A 22,756-nucleotide genomic window follows, 5' to 3' on the forward strand; every position below is an offset into this window, starting at 1 on the left:
CTGTATACTTAGCTGTTTACCCGCTCAACGCAGGAACATGCGCGCCGGGCGCGGTGTTGTGCAGTACGGACGGGCTGACCGCCCGCCCACGGGCGGAAGCAGTAACGGTCCCGGTAGTCGGGGCCACGGTGACTAGGAGAACACACATGAGCGATCGCAGCCTGCGCGGCATGCGCCTCGGAGCGCAGTCCATGGAAACGGAGTCCGGCGTCGAGCCTGCTCCCCGGCAGCGCGTGGAATACCGCTGCGAGGACGGTGAGCGCGTGTTCGTGACGTTCTCGTCCGAGGCCGACATCCCGGCGACCTGGGTGTCGAAGACCGGCAAGGAAGCGCTGCTCGTCAACGGCGAGAAGCCGGATACGTCGAACGACAAGCCCGTGCGTACGCACTGGGACATGCTCCTCGAGCGTCGCTCGGTCGAGGAACTCGAGCAGATCCTGCAGGATCGCCTGACCATCCTGCGCGAGCGCCGTGGAGAGCGCCGCTCCGCCTGATCCGGTTCGGATCCAGCACGACGACGAAGGCACCCGCCGCGGCGGGTGCCTTCTCGCATGTCCGGCACTTCTGTGCCGGCCCTGATGCCGTGAGTCCGCAGTCCCCCCGCGGGAACGAAGCCGGCGGGGGTCAACGTCGGCCGGTGATCGTGTTCCAGCGGGCCGCGAGCCCCCACCGCGTCACGTTGGCGATGGCCTCGAAGACGATGTTCCCGCTCATCTTGGACGCGCCGAGTTCCCGCTCCACGAAGGTGATGGGTACCTCGACGATGGTCAGACCGAGCCTTGCCACGCGGAACGTCATGTCAACCTGGAAGCCGTAACCGACCGACTCGACGGCCGAGAGGTCGAGTGTCTCCAGGGTGGAGCGCCGGAAGGCTCGGAACCCGGCGGTGATGTCCCGGACGGGAAGTCCCAGCATGAGCCGCGAGTAGGTACTTCCGGCTCGTGAGAGGAGCTTGCGGTGCGCCGGCCAGTTGACCACGCTGCCCCCGGGGACCCAGCGGCTCCCGATCACCAGATCGGCGCGGTCCACGGCATCGAGCAGGCTCTGCAGCTGCTCGGGCCTGTGGGACCCGTCCGCATCCATCTCGACGAGCACGTCGTAGTCGCGCTCCAGACCCCACCGGAACCCGGCGATGTAGGCGGCTCCGAGCCCTGCCTTGCCCGTGCGGTGCAGCACGTGCACCTGGTCGTCGGCGGCAGCGGCACGGTCGGCGAGATCGCCCGTGCCGTCGGGGCTGTTGTCGTCGACGATCAGGACGTCGGAGGAGGGCACGGCCGCACGCAGTCGCGCGAGCGTGATCGGCAGCGACTCGATCTCGTTGTAGGTGGGGATGATCGTGACGACTCGCACGCAGGGGCCTTTCCGTCGGGTACGCGAAGGGAACGGCGCCGGTCTCGGGGCCAGTGAGCAAGTATAGGCGGGGCGGCACCCGCCGGCCGATGCGCGGCGGTCCGTGAGGCAGGGTCGGCGATGAGCCGTGCGGCGCTCGGGCAGGTCCACGCGTCTTCGTACCGGCATCAGCACTTCTGCGGACGCCGTTCTCTACCGACGCGTGGACCTGCCCTTGAGAGTGCTGGCTCCGCATGAGGTAACACGCGCCCTTGAAGGCCGATGCATTGCGCTCGAAGAGACCAGCCAGGTTTCTCCATCCGGAGTTCCTCTAACCCGTAGGACGAAAGCTTACGGGCTGAGAAGGAGGTGTCAACAGTCTCCTGACGTGGGACGACGCTTCTTCGTGCAGGTCAGGAGGGTGTCGGCGGGCAGGAGAATTCCGGGGCGTCCGCCACGCTCGTCATGCTCCGTCGAAGCCGTCGGCCACATGGAGGCGATGACCGTCGTGGACCGTCTCCAGGCACTGCGGGGCATTCTCCGTGTCGAGCGCGGGCAGTAGCGGCGTTCCGGCGCGCGGGTCGGTACTCCAGGCCTGCACCCGGTTGTCCGGTGTCTGGACCATCAGTTCGTCGACCGTCCACACGGCGAAAGATGCGGGTGTCCCGGGAGCGAGCTGACCCATCGCGGGTGACCGCCCCGCGAGCCGCCACCCGGCCCGGGTGTGCGCGATGAAGGCTGCGCGGGCGGAGATGTTCTCCGCGGGGTCGCTGTGCTGCAGGCAGGCACGCACCGAGGCCCAGGGGTCCATCGGCGTCACAGGGCTGTCGGATCCGAGCGCCACGAGCACCCCGGCGGAGAGCAGCGACGCCCAGCGGTTCATACCGAGGCGCCTGTCACCGAGCCGCTGCTCGTACAGGCCGCCCTCCTGACCCCACAGCGCATCGAACACGGGCTGGCCGCTGACGGACACACCGAAGCGCACGAGGGCGGCTACGGCGTCGTCGTCCGCGAGTTCCACGTGCTCGAGCCGATGGCGTGCGCGCCGCACCTCGTCCTCGCCGAGCTCCCCCGCGGTGCGTTCCAGGCCGCGGAGGATCACATCGAGGCCGGCGTCCCCGATCACGTGGAAGCCTGCCTGGATACCCCTGGACGTCGTCGCCAGCAGATGAGCGGTCACCTGGTCCTCGTCGAGGTACAGCGCGCCCGTGGATCCGGGCGCATCGGTGTACGCCTCGCGCAGGGCGGCCGTCCGCGACCCGATGGAGCCGTCGACGTTCAGGTCACCCGCCAGACCTGCCAGGCGTCCCCCGAACCGACGCATCTCCTGCTCCGCGGCCTGCGGATCGGCGACGGCTGCTCCCCAGTACGGAATGACCTCGGGCAGCGGCAGATCGCGGAGCGGACCGTCGATGGTCAGAAGGGTCTCGAGGTCCTCGGGTGGGGCGATGTGCGGCGCGGCCATCTCCGTCACGGCGACGTAGCCGCGGGACGCCGCGTGGAGCAGCGCCGCCTGCTGATAGGTCCGGCGCTGATCGGTCGTGAGGCTGCGGGTGGCCCGACGCGCCGCCTCGTGGGCGGCACGGACCACGAAACCGTCGGACCAGCCGTCCACGGACGCCAGGCCGAGGGCGTCGGCGAGGGAGCCGGACACCACGGCGGAGTGGATGTCGGCCCGGACGAGGTACACGAGGGCGCCGGCACCTGCCCGGTCCAGCTCCCCCGCCGTGGGAACCCGCTTCTCGGGCCACCGGGACTCGTCCCAGCCGTGCCCCAGCACGGTCGTGGCCCCCGACGCCGCAGCCGCCGCGACGGCGTCGAGCAGTTCCGTGAGCGATCGGCACGCCGTCAGGTCCACGGAGCCGAGCGCGATGCCCGTCTCGGTGACGTGAGCGTGCGCGTCGACGAAGCCGGGCGCGATCAGCGCTCCGTCGAGGTCGACGGTCCGCACACCGGGACCCTCGAGGTTCGTGGCCGCATGCTCGGTGCCCACCCAGGCGACCGTTCCGCCGTCGACGAGCATCGCCGTCGCGAAGGGATCGGCCGGGCTGTACACGGAGCCGTTGCGGTAGAGGACGGGCTGGCGGGGTTCGGGCGTGGGTGTGGAGATGACGGGGAACTTCCTGGAAGAAGGGGCGCTACTCACTGATGTTCGAGTATGCCACCACGCCGCGCCGCACCAGTCCGATGGCCCGCCGGCACGTCTGGTTCAGGTGGCCGGGGAGGTCCGGTACCTTCGCCATCTGGTCCAGGAGATCGATGACCTGCTTGGACCAGCGGACGAAGTCGCCGGCAGCGAGTTCGGTGCCGCTGAGTGCGGCCTGCAGCGACCTGCCCTGCGCCCACTTGAACATGGGCCAGACCAGCGAGAGTTCGGGTTCCCCCGTCACAGGCAGTCGGTGCTGCTCCTCGACGTCGTTGAGCCGCGACCATTCACGGATGATGATCTCGACCGAGCTCTCGAGCGCGACGCTCGGCATCACGGGACGCACGCCCCGCTCCTCGCGCTTGGCCTGGTAGACGAGCACCGTGGTCAGGGCGGCCAGCTCGGCGGCGTCGAGGTCGCTGAAGGCACCCTCCTCGATGCAGAGGGCGATCAGGAGGTCCTTCTCGCCGTAGATGCGCCGCAATTTCTGGCCCGAGGCGCTCACGGACACGGTGCCGTCGTCGGACTGGAGGTAGCCGTAGTGGCCGAGGACGTCGGACACGCGGTCGAACGTCTTCGCGATGGTGTTGGTCCTGCCGCGGATCTGGCCGGCGAGCACGTCGGTCTCCCGCCGCAGCTTCCACCAGCGTTCGGCCCAGCGTGCGTGCTGCTCACGCTCGCTGCAGCCGTGGCAGGGGTGGGCCCTCAGCCGGCGGCGCAGCTCGGTGATGGCGCGCTCCTCCGCAGCGGCGGACGCCGAGTGCCCGGCGGCCACGCGGTCGGCCCCGCGGCGGGGCGGCCGCTTCTCGTGCAGGGCGTTGCGGAGCGAGGAGGTGAGGTCCCGGCGGTCCTTCGGACTGCGCGCGCTGAAGTGCTTGGGGATCCGGATGCGGGAGAGCACCTCCACGGGCCCGTCGAGGTCCTGGACCCCGACCCGGCGGATCTGCGTCTCGAGCGTGAGCACGGTGGGGCGGGGTTCGCGCGACGAGTCCGCGTCGAGGACCACCGCGTAGCCCTGACTCCTGCCACCCGGCACATCGATGACGTCGCCCGGGCGCAGGGACTCGAGCGAGGACTCGGCGGCGGACCGCAGGGTGCGCGACCTGTCACGCGAGGCCGCCGTCTCGAGGTCGGACAGCTCCCGCCGCAGCTTCGAGTACTCGCGGAAGTCACCGAGGTGGCAGGTCATCGACGCCTCGTACCCCTTCAGGGACTCCTCGCGGCTCCTGACCTGCTTCGCGAGGCCGACCACCGACCGGTCGGCCTGGAATTGGGCGAAGGACGTCTCGAGAATCTGCCGCGACCGCTCGCGGCCGAACTGCGCCACGAGGTTGATGCTCATGTTGTACGTGGGGCGGAAGCTTGAGTTGAGCGGGTACGTGCGGCGGGACGCGAGGCCTGCCACGGCCCCGGGATCCGTGCCGGGCTGCCACAGGACGACGGCGTGCCCCTCGACGTCGATCCCGCGACGGCCGGCGCGGCCGGTGAGCTGCGTGTACTCGCCCGCCGTGACGTTGACGTGGGCCTCGCCGTTGAACTTGTCGAGCTTCTCGAGGACCACGGTCCGCGCAGGCATGTTGACGCCGAGCGCGAGCGTCTCGGTCGCGAAGACCGCCTTGACGAGACCGGCGGCGAAGAGGCGCTCGACGATCTCCTTGAAGGTCGGGAGCATTCCCGCGTGATGCGCGGTGAAGCCGCGGATCAGGCCCTCGCGCCACGTCCAGAAGCCGAGGATCTCGAGGTCGTCCCGCGGGATGTCCGTCGTGGCGGCGTCGATCGTCTCGGCGATCTCGTCCCGCTCGTCCTCGGTGGTGAGCCACAGCCCCGCATGCAGGCACTGCGTCACCGCGGCCTCGCAGCCCGCGCGCGAGAAGATGAACGTGATGGCCGGGAGCAGGTCGGCGCGGTCGAGGACCTCGATGACCTGAGGCCGGGTGGCCCGCCGGACCACGCTCATCTGCTGCGGACCGCCGCGCCCCGGGCGGGACCGCCCCTTCCGACCGCCCCCGCTCCACCCGGCACGCTGGTTCAGGCGAATCTCGTTGCTCGCGAGCTCGAGGAGCTCGGGGTTGACGTCGTACTGGTCCTTCGCCCCCGCGGCGGCGCCCGCGGGAGCCGCCTCGTCGAAGGCGACGTCACCGGCGAAGAGGTCGATCATGGATTTCCCCACCATGACGTGCTGCCAGAGCGGAACGGGGCGGTGCTCCGACACGACGACGTCGGTGTCCCCGCGGACGGTGTCCAGCCAGGCACCGAATTCCTCCGCGTTGGAGACGGTGGCGCTCAGGGAGATGAGTTTCACCTCCGTGGGGAGATGGATGATGACTTCCTCCCAGACGGCGCCGCGGAACCGGTCGGCGAGGTAGTGCACCTCGTCCATCACCACGTACCCGAGGTTGTCCAGCGCCTCCGAGTTCGCGTACAGCATGTTCCTGAGGACCTCCGTGGTCATCACGATCACGTCCGCGTCCCCGTTGATGCTGGTGTCGCCCGTGAGCAGCCCCACGCGGTCGCTGCCGTGGACGGCCGCGAGCTCGGAGTACTTCTGGTTGCTGAGAGCCTTGATCGGGGTGGTGTAGAAGGCCTTGAGGCCGCTCTGCAGGGCCATGAAGACCGCGAACTCCCCCACCACCGTCTTGCCGGCGCCCGTGGGAGCCGCGACCAGCACGCCCCGTCCGGCCTCCAGGGCGGTGCAGGCCTCGCGCTGGAACGGATCGAGCTCGAAGTCCAGCGTCCGCTCGAACCGCGACAGCTGGGTCCGTGAGTGCTCCGTACGGGCCTTCGCAGCGGCGTATCTCTCCGCGGGGGTACTCATCTTTCCACCCTAGACCGTGCGGCAGACACCGGCACACGGGGTGCGGCGGGGCCGGAGGACCTCTCCGGGTGCTAGAGCGCGTCCAGCGACGACGCGGAATCGGCGGACGCCTCGATGTCCGCCTCGCGAGCGGCGTTGCGGCGGGCGCGGCGCTTGTCGTTGAGCAGGCACAGCCCGATGGCCACGAAGAACAGCAGGAGCAGCGGGACGGCGAGGTAGAACATGCTGAGGACGTCGCCGCCGGGCGCGGCCATCGCGGCGAACAGGCAGACGAGGAAGACGGTGATGCGCCAGGCCTTCAGGATCTGGCGTCCGGAGACGATACCCACCATGTTGAGCCCCACGAGGACCACCGGCAGGATGAACGCGATCCCGAAGGCGAGCAGCAGGCGCAGCACGAAGGTGAAGTAGACCGAGACGCCGATGAAGTTCGAGAAGTCCTCGGGCGTGAACTCCGTGAGCACGCGCACGGCGTTGGGCAGGATCAACCATGCGAGACCGATCCCGGCGAGGAAGAGCGGCACCGCCACGGCGATGAACGCGAGGGCGATCCTCCGCTCCTTGCGCTTGAGCCCGGGCGTGATGAAGGCCCACAACTGGTAGAGCCAGACGGGACTGGAGATGATCAGTCCCAGGAACACGGAGACCTGGATCAGGAGGTCGAAGGGGGACGCGGCGCTGTCGAAGTTCAGGGACGCCGAGCGCCCCTCCTGCTCGTTGATGGCGATGATGGGGGCCGCGAGTGCCCGGAGCACCGGGTCGTACACGAAGAACCCGATCACCGTGGCGATGATGACCGCGATCGCCGACTTGAACAACCGGTTGCGGGCTTCCCGGAGGTGCTCCTTGAGGGCCATCTTGCCCTCGGGATTGGCCTTCCTACCGCGCCTCGGCGCTTTCTCGGGGGACACCGGGAGTGCTACGGGTTGGTGTTCGAGGTGCCGCTCGGATGTGCCGGCCCCGCCTGCGTGGCTCCGTGGCCGGTTCCCTGTGAGGGGACGTCACCGGCGTGGTGCTGGGCCGACTGCTGGTGGTGCTCCGGCTGCACGGGCGCCTGGTACGTCGGCGTGTAGGTCTGCGGGGCAGGAGTGGATACGACTCGCCCCTCGACCGGACCCGTGCCGTCGTCGGGCGCGTTGTTCTCGTCCTTCATCTGCTTCACCTCGGACTTGAAGATCCGCAGGGACTGTCCCACGCTGCGAGCCAGTCCGGGCAGCTTCGGCGCCCCGAACAGAACGATCGCGAGAACGATGATGATGACGATGTGCCAGCCTTCGAGCCTCATGGCGTATTCCTCTCCTAGATCCCGTCCCCAAGTTTAGGTCACAGGTGTGGCATGTCCTGCAGGAGCTGGGGCTGCCCGCGGTCCGACCGCTTCGCCACGCGACGCTCGCGGCGGTCGGCCTGTCGCCGGGTCTTCGCCAGATCGGATGCCACGCGCACGTCCTCGGGCGCCGAGAACACGGCCGGGACGGGGATCCCGGGGACACCCTGACTGTGCGGGAGCCCGTCCAGTCCGCCCTCCCCGGCGCGCCCCACGTCGACGCCGAGTCGATCCATGGCCTCCCCGAATTCACCCAGAGTTCGCATTCCGCGCCGGAAGACGCGGAACCCGACGACCACCAGGAAGATGGCGCTGACGGCCACGAGCGCCACCCACAGAACGATCCACATCCACCAGAGCATGGGGTCAGTCTAAGTGAGCGACTGGTGCGAACGGGCAGCGGCGAGCCACCTCAGCGTCTCCTCACGGAGCTCCTCGGGCTCGAGTACGGCCGCAGCGCCGCCGAAGCCGGCGACGAGGCCCGGGATCCATGCGCTCGACGCCACCCTCAACCGCGCCGCCAGCCGGTCGCCCTCGAGCTCCTGCACCGCCTCCGCGTTGTATTGGTCGGCGATCCAGCGAGCCCTCGGCTCCAGCAGCAGGGTGACCGCGTGATCGCTCTCCCCGGAGCGGTAGGGCGTCGCCTTCCGGCCGCGGGCGATCGCCTCGGTGTCCGCCGTGGCCGTCGCGGGCTCGTCCGTCAGCGCGGCCCGCTGGATCCGGTCCAGGCGGAAGTTGCGCAGGCCCTCGGACTCGACGCTCCAGGCCTCCAGGTACCACGTGTCCTGATGGAGGAAGATGCGCACCGGCTCGAGGACCCGCTGCGTGATCTCGTCGCGCGTGGGCACGAAGTAGTCGACCTGCACCCGGACGCCGGACTGGAGCGCGGCCTGCAGCACCTCGAGGGTGGGGTCGAGATCGTCCTCCGTCAGCTTGGTGGCGACGGCAGAACCGATGCGCGCGGCATCCCCGGCCGCCGCGGTGAGCTTCGTCTGCGCGCTGACGATCGCCTCGTTGTTCCTCATGCCCGGCAGTTCGCGCAGGGCCTGCAGCCCGACGATCAGGGAGCACGCCTCGTCCATGCTCAGCTTGATGGGCTGGGCGAGGTCCCTCGCGTTCGTGAGATAGATACAGCCGTCCTCGATGTTGACGTCCATGAGACCGTCCGGGTAGTGCCGCGGACCGCTGACGAAGAGGAGGTCGAGGTCCTTGGTGAGCTGGGCCTCCGAGACGTCGAACCGCCGCGCGGTGTCACCGACCTCCGCGCCGGGATGGGCGAGCAGGTAGGGCACGAGGTCGAGCAGCCGGAGCAGGTGGTCCTGCGAGGAGGTCTTCCGGCGGGGTGTGGTGCGCGCGGCGCCCGTGAAGTCGAAGTCGCGCGGAGCGGCCACGGCGGCGTCGTGGGCGCGGTCGAGCAGACGCGCGACGTCGGCCACGAGGTCGGCCGGTTCCTGCACCTGGGCGTTCGTGCCGAGGCCGGCGATCGTCGCGGCCATGGGGCTCGAGGTCGCGTAGGGGACGCGGAGCGTGTCCCATTCCTCCCCCGTCTGCAGCACTTCGGTGTCCTTCCGCACGCGGAGCACCTGACAGGAGCCCGGGCGTACGGCGACGACGGCGGTGCGGTCCGGTTCGCTGCGGCCCAGGGAGGAGAGCGTGCGGTTCATGTCGAAGGTCGCCGGGACCTCGAAGGATCCGGTGAGCAGGACGGGCTCGGAGGTCATCCGGGAGAGCCGGAAGAACCGCTCGGCCCCGCGCATGGTGTCGAAGCCGACGACGTACCAGTGGCCGAAGCGCGCGCCCATGCCCCAGGGATGCACGGTCCGCACCTCCTCGCGCCCGGTACTGGCCGCGCGGTAGGAGAACCTCAGCGGGGTGCGGGTGGTGAGCGCCTGCCACACGATGTCCCAGTACGGGGCGTCCGTGGTGATGCGGGGCTGGATCAGCGGGGTGAGCTGCAGGGTGTCGTCCGTGCTGCGCGAGCTCAGCTTCCGCAGGGCCCTCGATGCGGCGGAGTCGAGCGAGCCCTGCTCCCAGGCGCCGGCGGCGAGGTTGAGGACCGCGTACTCCTCCTGCGTGAACGTCACGCCGCCGAGCCGGTAGTCCTCGGCGTCGATCCTGTAGCGCTGCACCGTGTTGTCGTTGTCGAACAGGGTGTCCTCGCTGAAGGACTCGAGCGGGATCCCCTGCTCGCGCAGAGCCGCCTTGTCGCGGTCGAACAGCTTCTCCCGGGCCGCCACCGACGTGGCCTCACGGTAGAGGTCGATCTCCTCGAACAACTCCTCCTTGGTGTAGCCGCGCCGGCTCGACAGAAGCATGATCACGAGGGTGAGGAGGCGTTCGGTACGTTTTGCGGACACGCTGAAAACCCTACCTTCACGGCAACGGATGGAGGGACGCCGGCAACGATCGCTGCCGGCGTCCCTCCTCGTGCTGACGGGCGGTACCTGGCGGTAGGCCCGTGATTCCTGTCGAGAGGTCAGCGGACCCCGAGCAGGTCCACCACGAAGATGAGGGACTCGTTGGGGCCGATCGCGGATCCGGCACCGGACGCACCGTAGGCGAGCTGCGAGGGGATCTCGAGGCGGCGCCGGCCGCCCACCTTCATACCGAGCAGCCCCTGGTCCCACCCCTGGATGACCTGCCCGACACCAACCTTGAAGTCCAGCGGCGTGCCGCGGTTCCAGGAGGCGTCGAACTCCTCGCCGGTGGAGAACGCCACACCCACGTAGTGGGTGGAGACGGTCTTCCCGGCCGTCGCCTCGTCGCCGGTCCCGACGATGAGGTCCTCGATCACGAGCTCCGTCGGGACGTCGTGGGCGGGGAACTCGATCTCAGGCTTTTCACGGTCGAACGTGCGCTGTCCGAAGGACATGATGTGCTCCTTGCACTCGGTGGGTGGCTGATCGGCCCGGACGGACCGGACCTGTCAGGCGGATGTGTGGAGTGGTGCTACTCGGCGGTGGCCTTCGCGGTGATCTCGACGAAGAACACGAGCGTGCCGGACGGGCGCCCCTCCGGTGCCGGGTCCCCGTAGGCCCAGGGCGCCGGGATCACGAGCATCACCTGTGAGCCGACCTTCTGACCGGCGAGACCGCGGGTCCAGCCGGTGATCACGCCGGTGAGCGGGAACGTTGCGGGCTCCCCGCGATCGTAGCTGGAATCGAACTGCTCGCCGTCGGCGTAGGTCCAGCCGCTGTAGTTCGCGGTGATGCTGTCCGTCTCGGCGACGACCTCGCCGTCACCCTCCTTCAGCACCTTCACCACGAGATCCTCGGACGGGTCGTTCTCCGGGATGCTCACCTCGGGTGCGCCGCCCTCCCCGAAGGTGATGGTGGGCAGCTGGCCCTCGCTGTCGAGACGCTGCACCTCCTCGGGTGCAAGCACCTCCGGCTCGGGCAGCGGCTCCGGAGCCTGTTCCGCGGAGATGACCCTGAGCACGATCAGCTGCTCGGGCAGTGGCGTCTGACCCTCGACCGGCTCGGGTGACGGGCGGGTGTACGCCACTTGCGAGCCGACGGTCGTGCCGACCAGCACGTCGTACAGCTCGGCGTCCTGTTCACGCAGCATGTCGTCGACCGGAAGGACCTGCGGCTCGCCCTGACTGTACGTGTCACCGAGCACCTCGCCGTCCTCCGCATTCAGCGAGACGAGCTGATAGCGGATCTGCTGGCCGGCCTCGATGGTGCTGCCGTCACCCGCGGAGACGGTGCGCGCGGCCACACCCGTGATGTCGAGCGGCGACGCGAACTCCACGGTCGGTGCCTCCTCATCGGAGCCGCCTTCCACGGTGACGCTCTCGAGGATCTCGACCGCACCGGCGGACCGGAGCGAGGGTGCCTCCTCGTCGCCGCCACCACAGGCGGTCAGGAGCAGCGTGAGCGGCAGGAGGAATGCAAGTATCTTTCGCACGGAACCACTTTCGAATCGGTGTCCAGGTCTGTCTGCCCGCGGAACGAAGGGCCCTGACAACCCTAACGGCTCCGGCCCCGCCATTTCTCCTGCCTGCTCGCGCCCTTTTCCCCGGCTCGGGCGCGGAACGTGGCTCCCGGCGCGCCCGCCGCCGTCGTCACGCGGACATCACAACTGCTGCAGGAGCGCCTCGACCCGCTCGTCGACCGAGGTGAAGGGGTCCTTGCAGAGGATGGTCTGCTGCGCACGATCGTTGAGCTTCAGGTGCACCCAGTCCACCGTGTAGTCGCGGTTCGCCTCCTTGGCCCGTCGCACGAATTCTCCGCGGAGCCTCGCCCGGGTGGTGGACGGCGGAGTGTCCACGGCCTCCTTGATGGCGGTGTCGTCCACCACGCGCGCGGCCACGCCGCGCGACTGGAGGAGGAAGAAGAGGCCGCGCGAGCGGGAGATGTCGTGGTAGGTGAGATCGAGCTGCGCGGCCTTCGCCGAATCGAGTCCCTCGCCGGAGCGGGCGAGGTAGCGGTCGATCAGCTTCTTCTTGATCGCCCAGTCCACCTCGGTGTCCACCCCGCTGGTGTCCCCGGTCTCGACGGCGTCGAGGACGCGCTGCCAGAGGTCGAGGACGGCCGGGACGTGCGCGTTGTGCGCGCCGTGCTGCTCGACGAACGTGGTCACCCGCGCCAGGTACTCCTGCTGCATCTCCAGCGCGGTCATCTGGCGTCCGTTCGCGAGCTTGAGCAGGTGGCGGCCCGTGAGATCGTGCGAGATCTCGCGGATGCTCCTGATCGGGTTCTCCAGCCGGAAGTCCCGCATCAGCTCGCCCGCCTCGACCATGCGGAGCAGCAGGTCCACGGAGCCGATCTTCAGCAGCATGGTGGTCTCCGACATGGTGGAATCCCCGGCGATCACGTGCAGGCGGCGGTAGTGCTCGGCGTCCGCGTGGGGTTCGTCCCGTGTGTTGATGATCGGTCGGGACCGCGTGGTGGCGGACGAGATGCCCTCCCACAGGTGGTCGGCACGCTGTGAGAAGGCGTAGATGCTCCCGGACTGGGTCTTGAGGACCTTCCCCGCGCCGACGAGCAATTGCCGCGTCACGAGGAACGGGATCAGGATGTCCGCGAGGCGCGCGAACTCTAGCTTGCGCGGGATCAGGTAGTTCTCGTGGCTCCCGTAGGAGTTGCCCGCGGAGTCGGTGTTGTTCTTGAAGAGGTAGATCCGGCCGTCGTAGCCCTCGTGGGCGAGCTTGCGCTGCGCCTCGGAGACGAGGTCCTCGAGGATCAGCTCACCCGCGCGGTCGTGCGCGATCAACTGGGCGAGATCGTCGCACTCGGCCGTCGCGTACTCGGGGTGCGAGCCGACATCGAGGTACAGGCGGGAGCCGTTCGTGAGGAAGACGTTGGAGGACCTCCCCCAGCTCACCACCTTGCGGAAGAGGTACCGCGCCACCTCCTCGGGCGAGAGCGGCCGGGAGTTCGGGCTCGAGTACGAGATGCCGAACTCGGTCTCGACGCCGAAGATCCGCCGGTCCATCAGGCTCCTCGGGCGTGCTGCTGCAGGGTGGCCTCGAGTTCCGCGCCGCCGATCCGGCGGAACGCCCTGCGGCTTCCGCGCAGGGTGTCGGGGTCGCGCTCGAGGTAGGCCACCTCGAGGAGTGAGGGATCGAGTGCGGGTTTGCCGGGTGCCTCCCCGTTCTCGCCGCCCGTGGGTTGACCCGTGGGCTGCGCGGGCGCTGCGACGCCGTCGTTCCTGAGCGCCGTGGCCGCGGCGCGCACCCCCTCCGGGAGGCTGAGCCCGGCCGACCACACGCCCCTGAGGGCCCCGATGACGGCGTCCGCCGCACCGCCCATCACCACGAAGCCCGTCTCGTCGGCGATCGAACCGTCGAACGTGAGGCGGTACAGGTGATCGCGCTCCTGGGTGTGCCCCACCTCCGCGACCACGAGCTCCACCTCGAAGGGCTTGCTCTCGGCGGTGAACACCGCCCCCAGGCTCTGCGCGTACACGCTCGCGAGCCCCCGTGCGGTGACGTCCTCCCGCGCGTACGAATAGCCGCGTACGTCGGCGTAGCGGACGCCTGCCTGGCGCAGGCTCTCGAACTCGTTGTACTTCCCCACGGCCGCGAAGGCGATGCGGTCGTAGATCTCGCCGAGCTTGTGGAGCGACGGCGAGGGATTCTCCGCCACGAGAGCGATCCCGTCGCGGCAGCTCATCACGACGACCGACCGCCCGCGGCCGATCCCCTTCCGCGCGAAGTCCGCGCGGTCCTTCATGAGCTGCTCCGGGGAGACGTAGAACTGCTGCGTCATGACCTATGCCTCCCGGCCCGCGGACGAGCGGGCGTCGATGATGGAGTGCGCTGCTGCCTCGAGGATCCGCTCGGGGATCCTCCGCGCACCGGCTGCGTCGACCACCCAGACCACGGGCCACAGGGCCCGCACGGTGTCCGGCCCGCCCGTCGCGGAGTCGTCGTCGGCGGCGTCGTACAGGGCTTCGACGGCGACACGCACGGCGGATGCCTCGTCGAGGCGCGGTTTCCAGAGTTTCTTCAGCGCACCGCGGGCGAACACGGAGCCCGAGCCCACCGAATGGTGTTCGTGCTCCTCGTAGCGGCCGCCCGTGACGTCGAAGGAGAAGAGCCTGCCGACGTGGCGGTCGGTGTCGTATCCCGCGAAGAGGGGTACGACGGCGAGTCCCTGCATGGCCATGGGGAGGTTCTGCCGGACCATCGCGGCCAGGCGGTTCGCCTTGCCGTCGAGGCTCATCATGGTGGCCTCGATCTTCTCGTAGTGCTCGAGTTCCACCTGGAACAGGCGCGTGAGGTCGAGGCCGATGCCCGCGCTGCCGGCGATCCCCATGACGGAGTACTGGTCCGCGGGAAACACCTTCTCGATGTGCCGGCTCGCGATGACGTTGCCCATGGTGGCGCGGCGGTCACCCGCCATCAGCACCCCGCCCGGGAAGGTCAGGGAGACGATCGTCGTGGCGTGGGGCGCCAGATGCCCTGCGTCCGACGCCCCTGACGACCCCGTCACCGGACCGAGCGTCCGGTTCGACGGCAGCAGTCCGGGGTGGTGGGTGCCGAGGTACTCGGTGAAGGAGGTCGAGGCGGCCCGCGGAACCGCTGCTGCTGCATCGTCCGGGAGCATCCGCTACTGGCCGCCCTTCTGCACGAAGCCGCGGACGAACTCCTCGGCATTGGACTCGAGCACGCCGTCGATCTCGTCGAGGAGGTCGTCCACACCCTGCGTCTGGCCCGAGTCCTGGGCGGCTGCGGGCGCCGCGGGCCCAGGTTCGGGCAGCTCCTCCTCGGCCGAGGAGGAACCACTGGTGTTCATGCGGTCCTGAGTCGCCATGACGGCCGCCCTTTCCTTGGTGATCGTGACCCGACCGGTGCGGGGACGTTGTTCCCTGTGCTGATTCCTGTGCTGATTCCTGTGCTGATTCCTATGGTGCCACGCGGCGTTCGGGGCCGCTCAGCAATCGCGCGAGGAACTCCTCCACGCCGGTTGCCGCGTCGAACAGTTCACCGGTGAGCCGCGCCGTTCCCCGCAGCGGTTCGCGGGTCTGGACGCGCTGCAGCCGCCGCTCCCCCGCGACCTCGAAGATCAGCGAGTCCCAGCTGGCCCCCACCACCGCGGCGGGGAACTCGGAGATGCACCGCCCGCGGAAGTACGCGCGCGTGTCCCGCGGCGGTTCGGCGGCAGCCCGCTGCACCTCGTGCCCAGGGAGCAGCAGGTCGACGTCGTTCCGCCGGGCGAGCCGTTGGTAGATGCCCCGATCGAGCCGGAGATCCGCGTACTGGAGGTCCACGAGCGCGAGGCGGGCGTCGGTCCAGGACAGAGCGTCACGCTCCCGGTACGCCTCCAGGACCTTCAGCTTGGCGATCCAGTCGACCTGCCGCGCGGCATCCATCGGATCCCTGCGGAGCGTCGTCAACAGCGTCTGCCAGCGCTCGACGACGTCGAGGGTCTGCTCGTCCGCGTCGGCGGGAAGCGCGTCGGTCACCGCCGAGCAGTACAGCTCCTGCAACTCGAGTCCCGTGAGCTCCCGGCCGTCCGTGAGCCTCACGGTGGCACGCAGCCCCGGATCATGGCTGATGGTCCGCAGGGCGTCGACGGGTTCCGCGAGGACCGGCGCGGGAGCGAGTCCCTGCTCGATCAGGGCGAGGACGAGCGAGGTGGTGCCGAGCTTCAGGTAGGCGGAGACCTCGCTGAGGTTCGCGTCACCGATGATCACGTGCAGCCGGCGGTATTTCTCGGCCACCGCGTGGGGTTCGTCCCTCGTGTTGATGATGGGCCGGCGCACCGTGGTCTCGAGCCCGATCTCGTTCTCGAAGAAATCGGCACGCTGGCTGAGCTGGTACCCGGCACCCTGGTTGAGCGGACCGATCCCCACCCGCCCCGCGCCGCAGATGACCTGGCGCGAGACGAAGAACGGGATCAGCGCCTCCGCGAGCTTGGAGAACGGGACGCTGCGTGGCACGAGGTAGTTCTCGTGGGAACCATAGGAGACGCTCTTGCTGTCCGTGTTGTTCTTATAGAGGATCACCGGTGAGAATCCCGGAGTCCGGGCGATGCGCTCCATCGCCGTCACGGCCACGTGGTCCCCCGCCCTGTCCCACAGCACACCGTCCAGCGGATTGGTGACCTCCGGGGACGAGTACTCGGGATGCGCGTGGTCCACGTAGAGTCGCGCACCGTTGGGGAGGACGAGGTTCATCAGGACGGCGGTCTCGGCCGGTTCGTCGCGCTCGAGTGCGATCTGCTCGGCGGTCAGCTCCTCCACCTCGTCCGTCAGCTGGCTGGGATGCGCCGCCGCCCGGTCCATACGGAAACCGCGCGCATCGGTGAGCGGCGTCTCGTCGGTGTAGTCCCAGCGGGTACCGGCGAGATTGCCGAGCCCGTCGCGGAGGGTCGCGGCGTACGCATTGACCACCTGCGAGGAGAGCACCGTCGGGTTCGCGGACGGCAGCGCGGGGGCGATGATGCCGTACTCGGTCTCGGTGCCCATGACCCTGTGCACCGAGATCCCCTCGCCGACCCGCGCCGCGGAGTCATCCCCGACGCGCCGCCCCCCGGTGTCGATCACAGATACTGGCCCGTATTCGCCGTCGTCTCGAGCGCCTTGCCCGGTTCCTGGCCCGCCTTGCCCTGCACGATCGTCCGGATGTAGGTGATGCGCTCGCCCTTCTTCCCGGAGATGCGTGCCCAGTCGTCGGGGTTCGTCGTGTTGGGCATGTCCTCGTGCTCGCGGAACTCGTCCACCACGGCGCGCATCAGGTGTTCGATCCGCAGCCCCTTGCTCCCGTCGAGGAGCAGGTCCTTGATGGCGTACTTCTTCGCGCGGTCCACGACGTTCTGGATCACCGCGCCGGAGTTGAAGTCCTTGAAGTAGAGCATCTCGGTGTCCCCGTTCGCGTAGGTCACCTCGAGGTACTCGTTGGACTTGTCCGTCGAGTACATCTGCTCGACCGTGCGCCGGATCATCTCGGCGATCGTGACGTGAGGATCGTTGTCGTGCTCGGCGAGATCGTCCGCGTGGAGCGGCAGGTCGGGCGTGATGTACTTCGCGAAGATCTCCGCGGCGCCCTCGGCGTCGGGCCGCTGGATCTTGATCTTGACGTCGAGCCGGCCCGGCCGGAGGATCGCCGGGTCGATCATGTCCTCGCGGTTGGAGGCGCCAATGACGATCACGTTCTCGAGCTTCTCGACGCCGTCGATCTCGCTCAGGAGCTGCGGGACGATGGTCGTCTCGACATCGGAGGACACACCGGTACCGCGGGTGCGGAAGAGCGAGTCCATCTCGTCGAAGAACACCACCACGGGGCTGCCGTCCGAGGCCTTCTCGCGGGCCCGCGCGAAGATCAGGCGGATGTGCCGCTCCGTCTCCCCGACGTACTTGTCGAGGAGCTCAGGGCCCTTGATGTTCAGGAAGTAGCTGCGGATCTGCTCGAGGCCGGCGCGCTCGGCGGCGCGGGCGGCGAGGGAGTTCGCCACGGCCTTCGCGATCAGGGTCTTGCCACACCCCGGAGGGCCGTACAGCAGGATGCCCTTCGGCGGCTTGAGCCCGTGCTCACGGTACAGATCGGGATGCAGGAAGGGGAGCTCGACGGCGTCGCGGATCTGCTCGATCTGCGGACCGAGCCCGCCGATGTCGCCGTAGGCGATGTCGGGCACCTCCTCGAGCACGAGGTTCTCCACCTCGCTGCGCGGCACCTTCTCCAGGCCGTACCCGGATTTGGTATCCACCGCGAGGGCGTCGCCCACCCGGAGGGTCTCCGACTGCAGCGGTCCGCTCAGCCTGATGACACGTTCGTCGTCGGTCCGCCCCACCACGAGTGCGCGGTCCTTGCCCATGACCTCCTTGATGGTCACGATGTCACCCGAGCGTTCGAAGCCGAGCGCCGCGACGATGGTGAGCGACTCGTTGAGCAGCACCTCCTGCCCCGGGGCGAGATGCCGCACGCTGATGAGGGGACTCACGGTGACGCGGAGCTTGCGGCCGGACTGCAGGATGTCCGCTGTGTCCTGCACGGTGGCCTCCGTGGTGGTGCCCGGCTCCGCCGGTCGCTTCGGGTTGACCTGCATGACGGTCGCGAAGCTGAAGGGCGCTGCGCCCTCCTTCTCGAGAGCGGCCTTCAATCGCACGATCTCCGTACGGGCCGCCTCGAGCGCCGTCACGAGCTTCCCGTTGTTCTGCGTGGCCGAGGCGAGCTGGCGATCGATCTGGCGCAGCTTGTCGCGCAGGACGTTCAGCTGCCGTTGCGGGATGGACGGGTCGGCGAGGGGCGGTGTGAGCCCCCGCTCAGCAGCAGCAGGAGTCTGGTCGTCGGAATCCGTCATGTCGGTTCGCCACCTTCGATTCTGTGCTTCAGCGGTCTTTCGACCTTAGCGCAGACGCCCCCGCATGACGCGGACACGTCGCCGCGGTGGACATCCTGGGACACGAGGCTCATCGGGTGGTGCGCCTCTACTCGGGCGTGCCGCCGTCGGCGATCGCGTCACGCCTGGCCTGCGCCTCCTCGGGAGGCAGTGAACCGCGCTGGATGGTGGATGCCGCGTCGCGTGCCACCCGGCGCAGGCGCTTGTCCGAGACGTCGCGCTCGCCGACCGCCTGCGGGGTCCAGGCGTTGAGGTCCTCCTCGCTGAAGCCGGTCTTCGAGGGCCTTCGCTTGGGTGTGAAGCCTGTGGCGCCGTCGGCCAGCCGCCGCGCGGTCAGGAGGAAACCGGTGTGGGCGACCATACGGTGGTCGGGCCGCACGGCCAGGCCCTCCAGGTGCCAGCCGCGCACCATCGACTCCCAGCCCTCGGGTTCGGTGAAGCGCCCGTCGGCACGGATGGCCTCCGCCGTCCGTGAGAGCTGCGTGACGGTCGCGACGTAGCTGATCCACACCCCGCCGGGCGCGAGCACCGTCGCCACGGCGTCGATGCACTCCCAGGGGGCGAGCATGTCGAGGACCACGCGGTCCGCGGAGCCGGGCTCCTCGTGCTGCACCACCTGCTCCTGGAAGTCCCCGAGGGTGATCTGCCATGCGGGGTGCGGCCCGCCGAAGATGGTCTCGACGTTGCCGCGTGCGATGTCCGCGAACTCCTGGCGCCGCTCGAAGGAGTGGAGGTAGCCGGTGTCCCCCACGGACCGCAGCAGCGAGATGGAGAGCGCACCGGAGCCGACCCCTGCCTCGACCACGCGAGCGCCCGGGTAGATGTCCGCCATCGTGACGATCTGACCGGCATCCTTCGGGTAGACCACCGCCGCTCCCCTGGGCATCGACAGCACGAAGTCGGACAGCAGGGGCCGCAGCGCCTGGTACAGCTGGCCGTTCGTGTTCTCCAGGATGGTTCCCTCGGTGGCACCGATGAGGGCGTCGTGCTGCAGGTAGCCCTTGTGGGTGTGGAAGGCGCCGTCCGGCGTGAGGGTGATCGTGTGCATGCGACCCTTCTCATCCGTGAGCTGCACGCGCTCGCCGGCGCGGAACGGTCCGCGTCGTGCTGCCGCTCCGTGCGCTTCGCTCCGGAGGGCTTCGGTTGCACGTGCAGGTACAGGTGGGACTGATTCGCTCAAGGGGTGTCCTTCGGGCAGGGCCGGCGGACCGGCTGCTGTGGGTGATGTCGAGTGGGAGGACGAGTGGCGCGTCCGCGGATGACGCGCCGATCCCGCCGATTCAACGGGTGCTCGTCGCGGTCAGGAACCGGGGACGGGTTTGCCCGTGATGGTACGGACGACGGTGCGCTGGTGCAGGAGACCGGTGACGACGCCGGACCGGTCGACGACGGCGTACTCGCTGCCTTCGAGCCTCGCGAGGAACTGGACGAGCTCCTGGCCCTCGGCGTGCTCGGGGACGTAGGCGCCGGCGGCGAGCCTCCGCGCGGTGGCGTTGACCGTCGTCGTGCCCGCGGCGTCCGCGGGGACGGCCAGGAGGGCCGCCTCGTCCACCACTGCTTCCGGGATGCCGGTGGTGCCGGTGATCACGACGGCGGCACCCGGGTTGTCGACAAGGAGCCGGCGTGCCGCGAGGACGGTGGTGCCCGCGGGCAGGCCGATGGCGCGCTGCTGCAACCGGCCCGCGCTGACGGCGGGAAGTCGCAGGCGCATGCGCGCGTTCTCGATGGCCGCCGTGGCGCCCATCCAGAGGAAGGCACCCATCACCACGGCGATGAGGATGACCGTGAGGTCCGGCCCGCGGCCCTGCAGCAGGGGTATCCCGATGACGACGCCGAGGAGCACGATCACGATGATGCGCCCTGCCCACCCGGCGGCGACGGTGCCCTTCTCCTGGCTGCCGGTGGCCTTCCAGACCGCACTCTCCACCAGTCTCCCGCCGTCGAGCGGGAGGCCGGGCAGCACGTTGAAGAGGGCGACCAGCAGGTTCGCCCACACCAGGATGGTGGCCAGCAGGTAGGACACCGAACCGGGCGTCATGGCCTGCAGCAGGCCCCAGCCGAGGCCTGCGAGCACGAAGTTGGCCGCCGGTCCGGCCAGTGCGACGGCGAGTGACCGCCCGGGCGAGGCGTTGAAGGTGGCGAACTGCGTGTGGCCACCCCAGAGATTGAGGACGATCCGCGTGGTCGGCCAGCCGAAGGCCCGGGCGGTGAGGGCGTGCGCGAGCTCGTGGATGAGCACGGACGCGGCGAGCAGCAGCGCATACCCGAGGGCGACGGCGTAGGCGCCCGCGCCGATACCGGGGAAGGCACCTGTGACCCTCGGACCGAACACGATGACGATGAAGGCCGTGATGACGAACCAGGACCAGGCGAGGACCACGGGGATGCCGGCGATGCGCCCGAGCGAGAGCCCCGGGCTCGCCTCCTTCGCCGGCGGCCGACGATCACTCACGCGCCGGCTCCCCGGACGGCACCCGCTGCCGACAGCGCGCCGTCGTGCGCCTGCGCATCGACCAGCACCGGGAGGAGGTCCTCGAGATCGGCCGGTGTGCGGCCCTCGAGCGTGGTCCAGTCGGTACGGCGCCCGTCCGGCGGGAGCGGGACGAAGTGGGGCACGGCGAGGGTCACGAGTCCGGCTGCCAGGGCCGATGTGACACCCGGCAGCGAGTCCTCGATCGCGACCACGTGACCCTTCGAGAGTCCGGGGTGGTCGGCCGCCAGGAGATCGAAGCCAATCTGATAGGCCTCGGGGTCCGGCTTGCCCTCGCTCACGCGGTCACCCGTCACGAGGTGTGAGAACGTGCCGTCCGGCAGGTTCTCGGCAACTGCTGCTGCGAGAGGACGTTCGGACATCGTGACCATCGCGCAGGGGATCCCGTCGGCGCGGAGCGCGGCCAGGAGTTCACGCGCACCGGGTCGCCAGGGCACGGACGCACGGACGTCGGCGGTGACGCGATCGGTGAGGTGTTCGATGATCTCCCGGATGCCGAGGTCCACACCGGCGTCCTGCAACCTGGCCGCGGAGTACGTGAGGGCCTGGCCGACGAGCTGCGTCGCCTGCTCGGTGGTCCAGGTGCCACCGTGGGCCTCGACGAGTGCCTTCTCCGCGCGGATCCAGGAGGGCTCGGTGTCCACGATCGTTCCATCCATGTCCCACAGCACGCCCTGCAGCGCCCTGCGGTTCCCGCGCGCCTCCGAAAGGCCCGACGGTAGGCCGCTCACGGGCGCGGTCACGGAACGTTCTGAGGGGGTGGTGGCCATGCTCCAAGTCTACGGTGACCCCTTGACAGGAACGGACGGAGGGCTGAGGACGGGGCGCCGCAGGGCGCTCGGACGCGGGCGTCGACGGGCGTGCAGCGCGGACACCGGTGGCGCGGATGGGCGCGGATCCGCTCAGCGCGAAGCCCGGAACGTCGCCTGACATGCCGGTGAACCGGGGACTAGGGTGAGACGGTGGACAGCTTCGAGGACAGCCAGCCGACCGGCGTACAGGATCTCTTCCAGGACGTCGGCGAGCCCGAACGCCGCATCACGATCATGCTTGCTGCGTTCGAGGGATGGAACGACGCCGGCGAGGCCGCGAGCGATGCGCTGAAGTACCTCGGGCGGTTCTTCGGGAGCGAGCGGATCTCGACCATCGACGCCGACGAGTTCTACGACTTCCAGTTCACCCGCCCGATGATCAAGCGCAACTCCTCCGGGCAGCGCCGCATCAAGTGGCCCAACACGCGCATCAGCAAGGCCGTGGTCCCTGACTCGAACGTCGACCTGATCCTCGTGAACGGCGTGGAGCCCTCCTACAAGTGGCGCGCATATACGGCTGAGCTGGTGGCTCTCGCCAAGGAACTCAACGTCGACTGCATCGTGCTGGTCGGTGCGCTGCTGGCGGACGTCCCGCACTCGAGGCCCATCCCCGTGACCGTCACCTCCGACGACGACCTCGTGCGCGAGAGCCTCGACGTCGAGCCGTCCACCTACGAGGGGCCGATCGGGATCGTCGGCGTGCTCGCGGAGATGGGCCTGCTCGCCGACATCCCGACGATGTCGCTGTGGGCCGCCGTTCCGCACTACGTGGGCCAGTCCCCCTCGCCCAAGGCGCAACTCTCCCTGCTCAACAAGCTGGAGGAGATCCTGCAGCTCGCGGTGGACACCCACCTGCTCACCGAGGAGTCCGAGGCCTGGGAGCGCGGCGTCGACGAACTGGCCACCGAGGACCCGGAGGTAGCCGCCTATGTGCGCCAGCTGGAGGAGGCCAAGGACACCGTTGATCTCCCCGAGGCCAGCGGCGAATCCATCGCCCGCGAGTTCGAGCGCTACCTCAAGAAACGCCGCCGCGAGCAGTAGTGAGATCC

The 22,756-nt window shown here is 69.3% G+C and carries 20 protein-coding genes; 2 read left to right on the plus strand and 18 right to left on the minus strand.

From position 1 onward, the window contains the following. Positions 1–146: 146 nt before the first annotated feature. Complete coding sequence (locus tag AC4D12_RS06930; RefSeq protein ID WP_104179673.1) at positions 147–494, plus strand: RNA polymerase-binding protein RbpA; 348 nt, start codon at positions 147–149, stop codon at positions 492–494. Between the two features lie 130 nt (positions 495–624). Here the strand turns inward: AC4D12_RS06930 and AC4D12_RS06935 are convergent, their stop codons facing one another. The 18 genes from AC4D12_RS06935 to AC4D12_RS07020 form a co-directional block, all read right to left on the minus strand. Further along, a complete protein-coding gene (locus AC4D12_RS06935) occupies positions 625–1,350 on the minus strand; it encodes a polyprenol monophosphomannose synthase (RefSeq protein WP_490949164.1) in 726 nt (241 codons plus the stop codon). A 442-nt stretch (positions 1,351–1,792) separates the two neighbouring features. After that, positions 1,793–3,475 (minus strand): amidohydrolase, encoded by a 1,683-nt coding sequence (locus AC4D12_RS06940; protein WP_490949165.1) that lies wholly within the window; start codon positions 3,473–3,475, stop codon positions 1,793–1,795. Then, positions 3,468–6,290 carry a DEAD/DEAH box helicase gene (locus AC4D12_RS06945; protein ID WP_490949166.1) on the minus strand — a complete coding sequence of 941 codons (2,823 nt, stop codon included), beginning with the start codon at positions 6,288–6,290 and terminating at the stop codon, positions 3,468–3,470. Before AC4D12_RS06945 ends, AC4D12_RS06940 begins: the two co-directional genes overlap by 8 nt. A gap of 71 nt (positions 6,291–6,361) precedes the next feature. Beyond that, positions 6,362–7,147 carry a twin-arginine translocase subunit TatC gene (gene tatC / locus AC4D12_RS06950; protein ID WP_490949508.1) on the minus strand — a complete coding sequence of 262 codons (786 nt, stop codon included), beginning with the start codon at positions 7,145–7,147 and terminating at the stop codon, positions 6,362–6,364. 62 nt (positions 7,148–7,209) lie between these two features. After that, complete coding sequence (tatA, locus tag AC4D12_RS06955) at positions 7,210–7,575, minus strand: Sec-independent protein translocase subunit TatA (protein ID WP_490949167.1); 366 nt, start codon at positions 7,573–7,575, stop codon at positions 7,210–7,212. A gap of 38 nt (positions 7,576–7,613) precedes the next feature. Beyond that, on the minus strand, positions 7,614–7,976 hold the full coding sequence (locus tag AC4D12_RS06960; RefSeq protein WP_490949168.1) for a hypothetical protein: 363 nt from the start codon (positions 7,974–7,976) through the stop codon (positions 7,614–7,616). A 9-nt stretch (positions 7,977–7,985) separates the two neighbouring features. Continuing rightward, on the minus strand, positions 7,986–9,971 hold the full coding sequence (locus tag AC4D12_RS06965; RefSeq protein WP_490949169.1) for a helix-turn-helix transcriptional regulator: 1,986 nt from the start codon (positions 9,969–9,971) through the stop codon (positions 7,986–7,988). Between the two features lie 119 nt (positions 9,972–10,090). Next, the gene (locus tag AC4D12_RS06970; RefSeq protein WP_490949170.1) at positions 10,091–10,486 is read right to left on the minus strand and encodes an FKBP-type peptidyl-prolyl cis-trans isomerase; all 396 of its coding nucleotides are present in this window, start codon (positions 10,484–10,486) and stop codon (positions 10,091–10,093) included. Positions 10,487–10,563: 77 nt separating this feature from the next. Next, complete coding sequence (locus AC4D12_RS06975) at positions 10,564–11,523, minus strand: FKBP-type peptidyl-prolyl cis-trans isomerase (protein ID WP_490949171.1); 960 nt, start codon at positions 11,521–11,523, stop codon at positions 10,564–10,566. A gap of 168 nt (positions 11,524–11,691) precedes the next feature. Then, complete coding sequence (gene pafA / locus AC4D12_RS06980; protein ID WP_490949172.1) at positions 11,692–13,053, minus strand: Pup--protein ligase; 1,362 nt, start codon at positions 13,051–13,053, stop codon at positions 11,692–11,694. After that, positions 13,053–13,829, minus strand: coding sequence for a proteasome subunit alpha (gene prcA, locus AC4D12_RS06985; protein ID WP_490949173.1), 777 nt, complete (start codon positions 13,827–13,829; stop codon positions 13,053–13,055). Before prcA ends, pafA begins: the two co-directional genes overlap by 1 nt. A gap of 3 nt (positions 13,830–13,832) precedes the next feature. Next, positions 13,833–14,669 carry a proteasome subunit beta gene (gene prcB, locus AC4D12_RS06990; protein WP_490949174.1) on the minus strand — a complete coding sequence of 279 codons (837 nt, stop codon included), beginning with the start codon at positions 14,667–14,669 and terminating at the stop codon, positions 13,833–13,835. A 3-nt stretch (positions 14,670–14,672) separates the two neighbouring features. Further along, positions 14,673–14,858 carry a ubiquitin-like protein Pup gene (locus AC4D12_RS06995; RefSeq protein WP_490949509.1) on the minus strand — a complete coding sequence of 62 codons (186 nt, stop codon included), beginning with the start codon at positions 14,856–14,858 and terminating at the stop codon, positions 14,673–14,675. Positions 14,859–14,967: 109 nt separating this feature from the next. Further along, complete coding sequence (gene dop / locus AC4D12_RS07000) at positions 14,968–16,533, minus strand: depupylase/deamidase Dop (RefSeq protein WP_490949510.1); 1,566 nt, start codon at positions 16,531–16,533, stop codon at positions 14,968–14,970. A 74-nt stretch (positions 16,534–16,607) separates the two neighbouring features. Further along, positions 16,608–18,365, minus strand: coding sequence for a proteasome ATPase (gene arc, locus AC4D12_RS07005; protein WP_490949175.1), 1,758 nt, complete (start codon positions 18,363–18,365; stop codon positions 16,608–16,610). Between the two features lie 127 nt (positions 18,366–18,492). Next, positions 18,493–19,584: a tRNA (adenine-N1)-methyltransferase gene (locus AC4D12_RS07010; protein ID WP_490949176.1), complete on the minus strand. Its 1,092-nt coding sequence runs from the start codon at positions 19,582–19,584 to the stop codon at positions 18,493–18,495. Positions 19,585–19,704: 120 nt separating this feature from the next. Continuing rightward, positions 19,705–20,856, minus strand: a complete 1,152-nt coding sequence (locus AC4D12_RS07015; protein ID WP_490949177.1) for a site-2 protease family protein — start codon at positions 20,854–20,856, stop codon at positions 19,705–19,707. After that, entirely contained in the window at positions 20,853–21,665 is an 813-nt protein-coding gene (locus AC4D12_RS07020) for an HAD family hydrolase (protein ID WP_490949178.1), read from the minus strand. Before AC4D12_RS07020 ends, AC4D12_RS07015 begins: the two co-directional genes overlap by 4 nt. A 192-nt stretch (positions 21,666–21,857) precedes the next feature. On the opposite strand from AC4D12_RS07020, the gene AC4D12_RS07025 reads away from it, so the two are divergent. Next, positions 21,858–22,748 carry a PAC2 family protein gene (locus AC4D12_RS07025; protein ID WP_490949179.1) on the plus strand — a complete coding sequence of 297 codons (891 nt, stop codon included), beginning with the start codon at positions 21,858–21,860 and terminating at the stop codon, positions 22,746–22,748. The last annotated feature ends 8 nt before the right edge of the window (positions 22,749–22,756 follow it).

Source organism: Arthrobacter sp. TJ-266, from assembly GCF_058269115.1.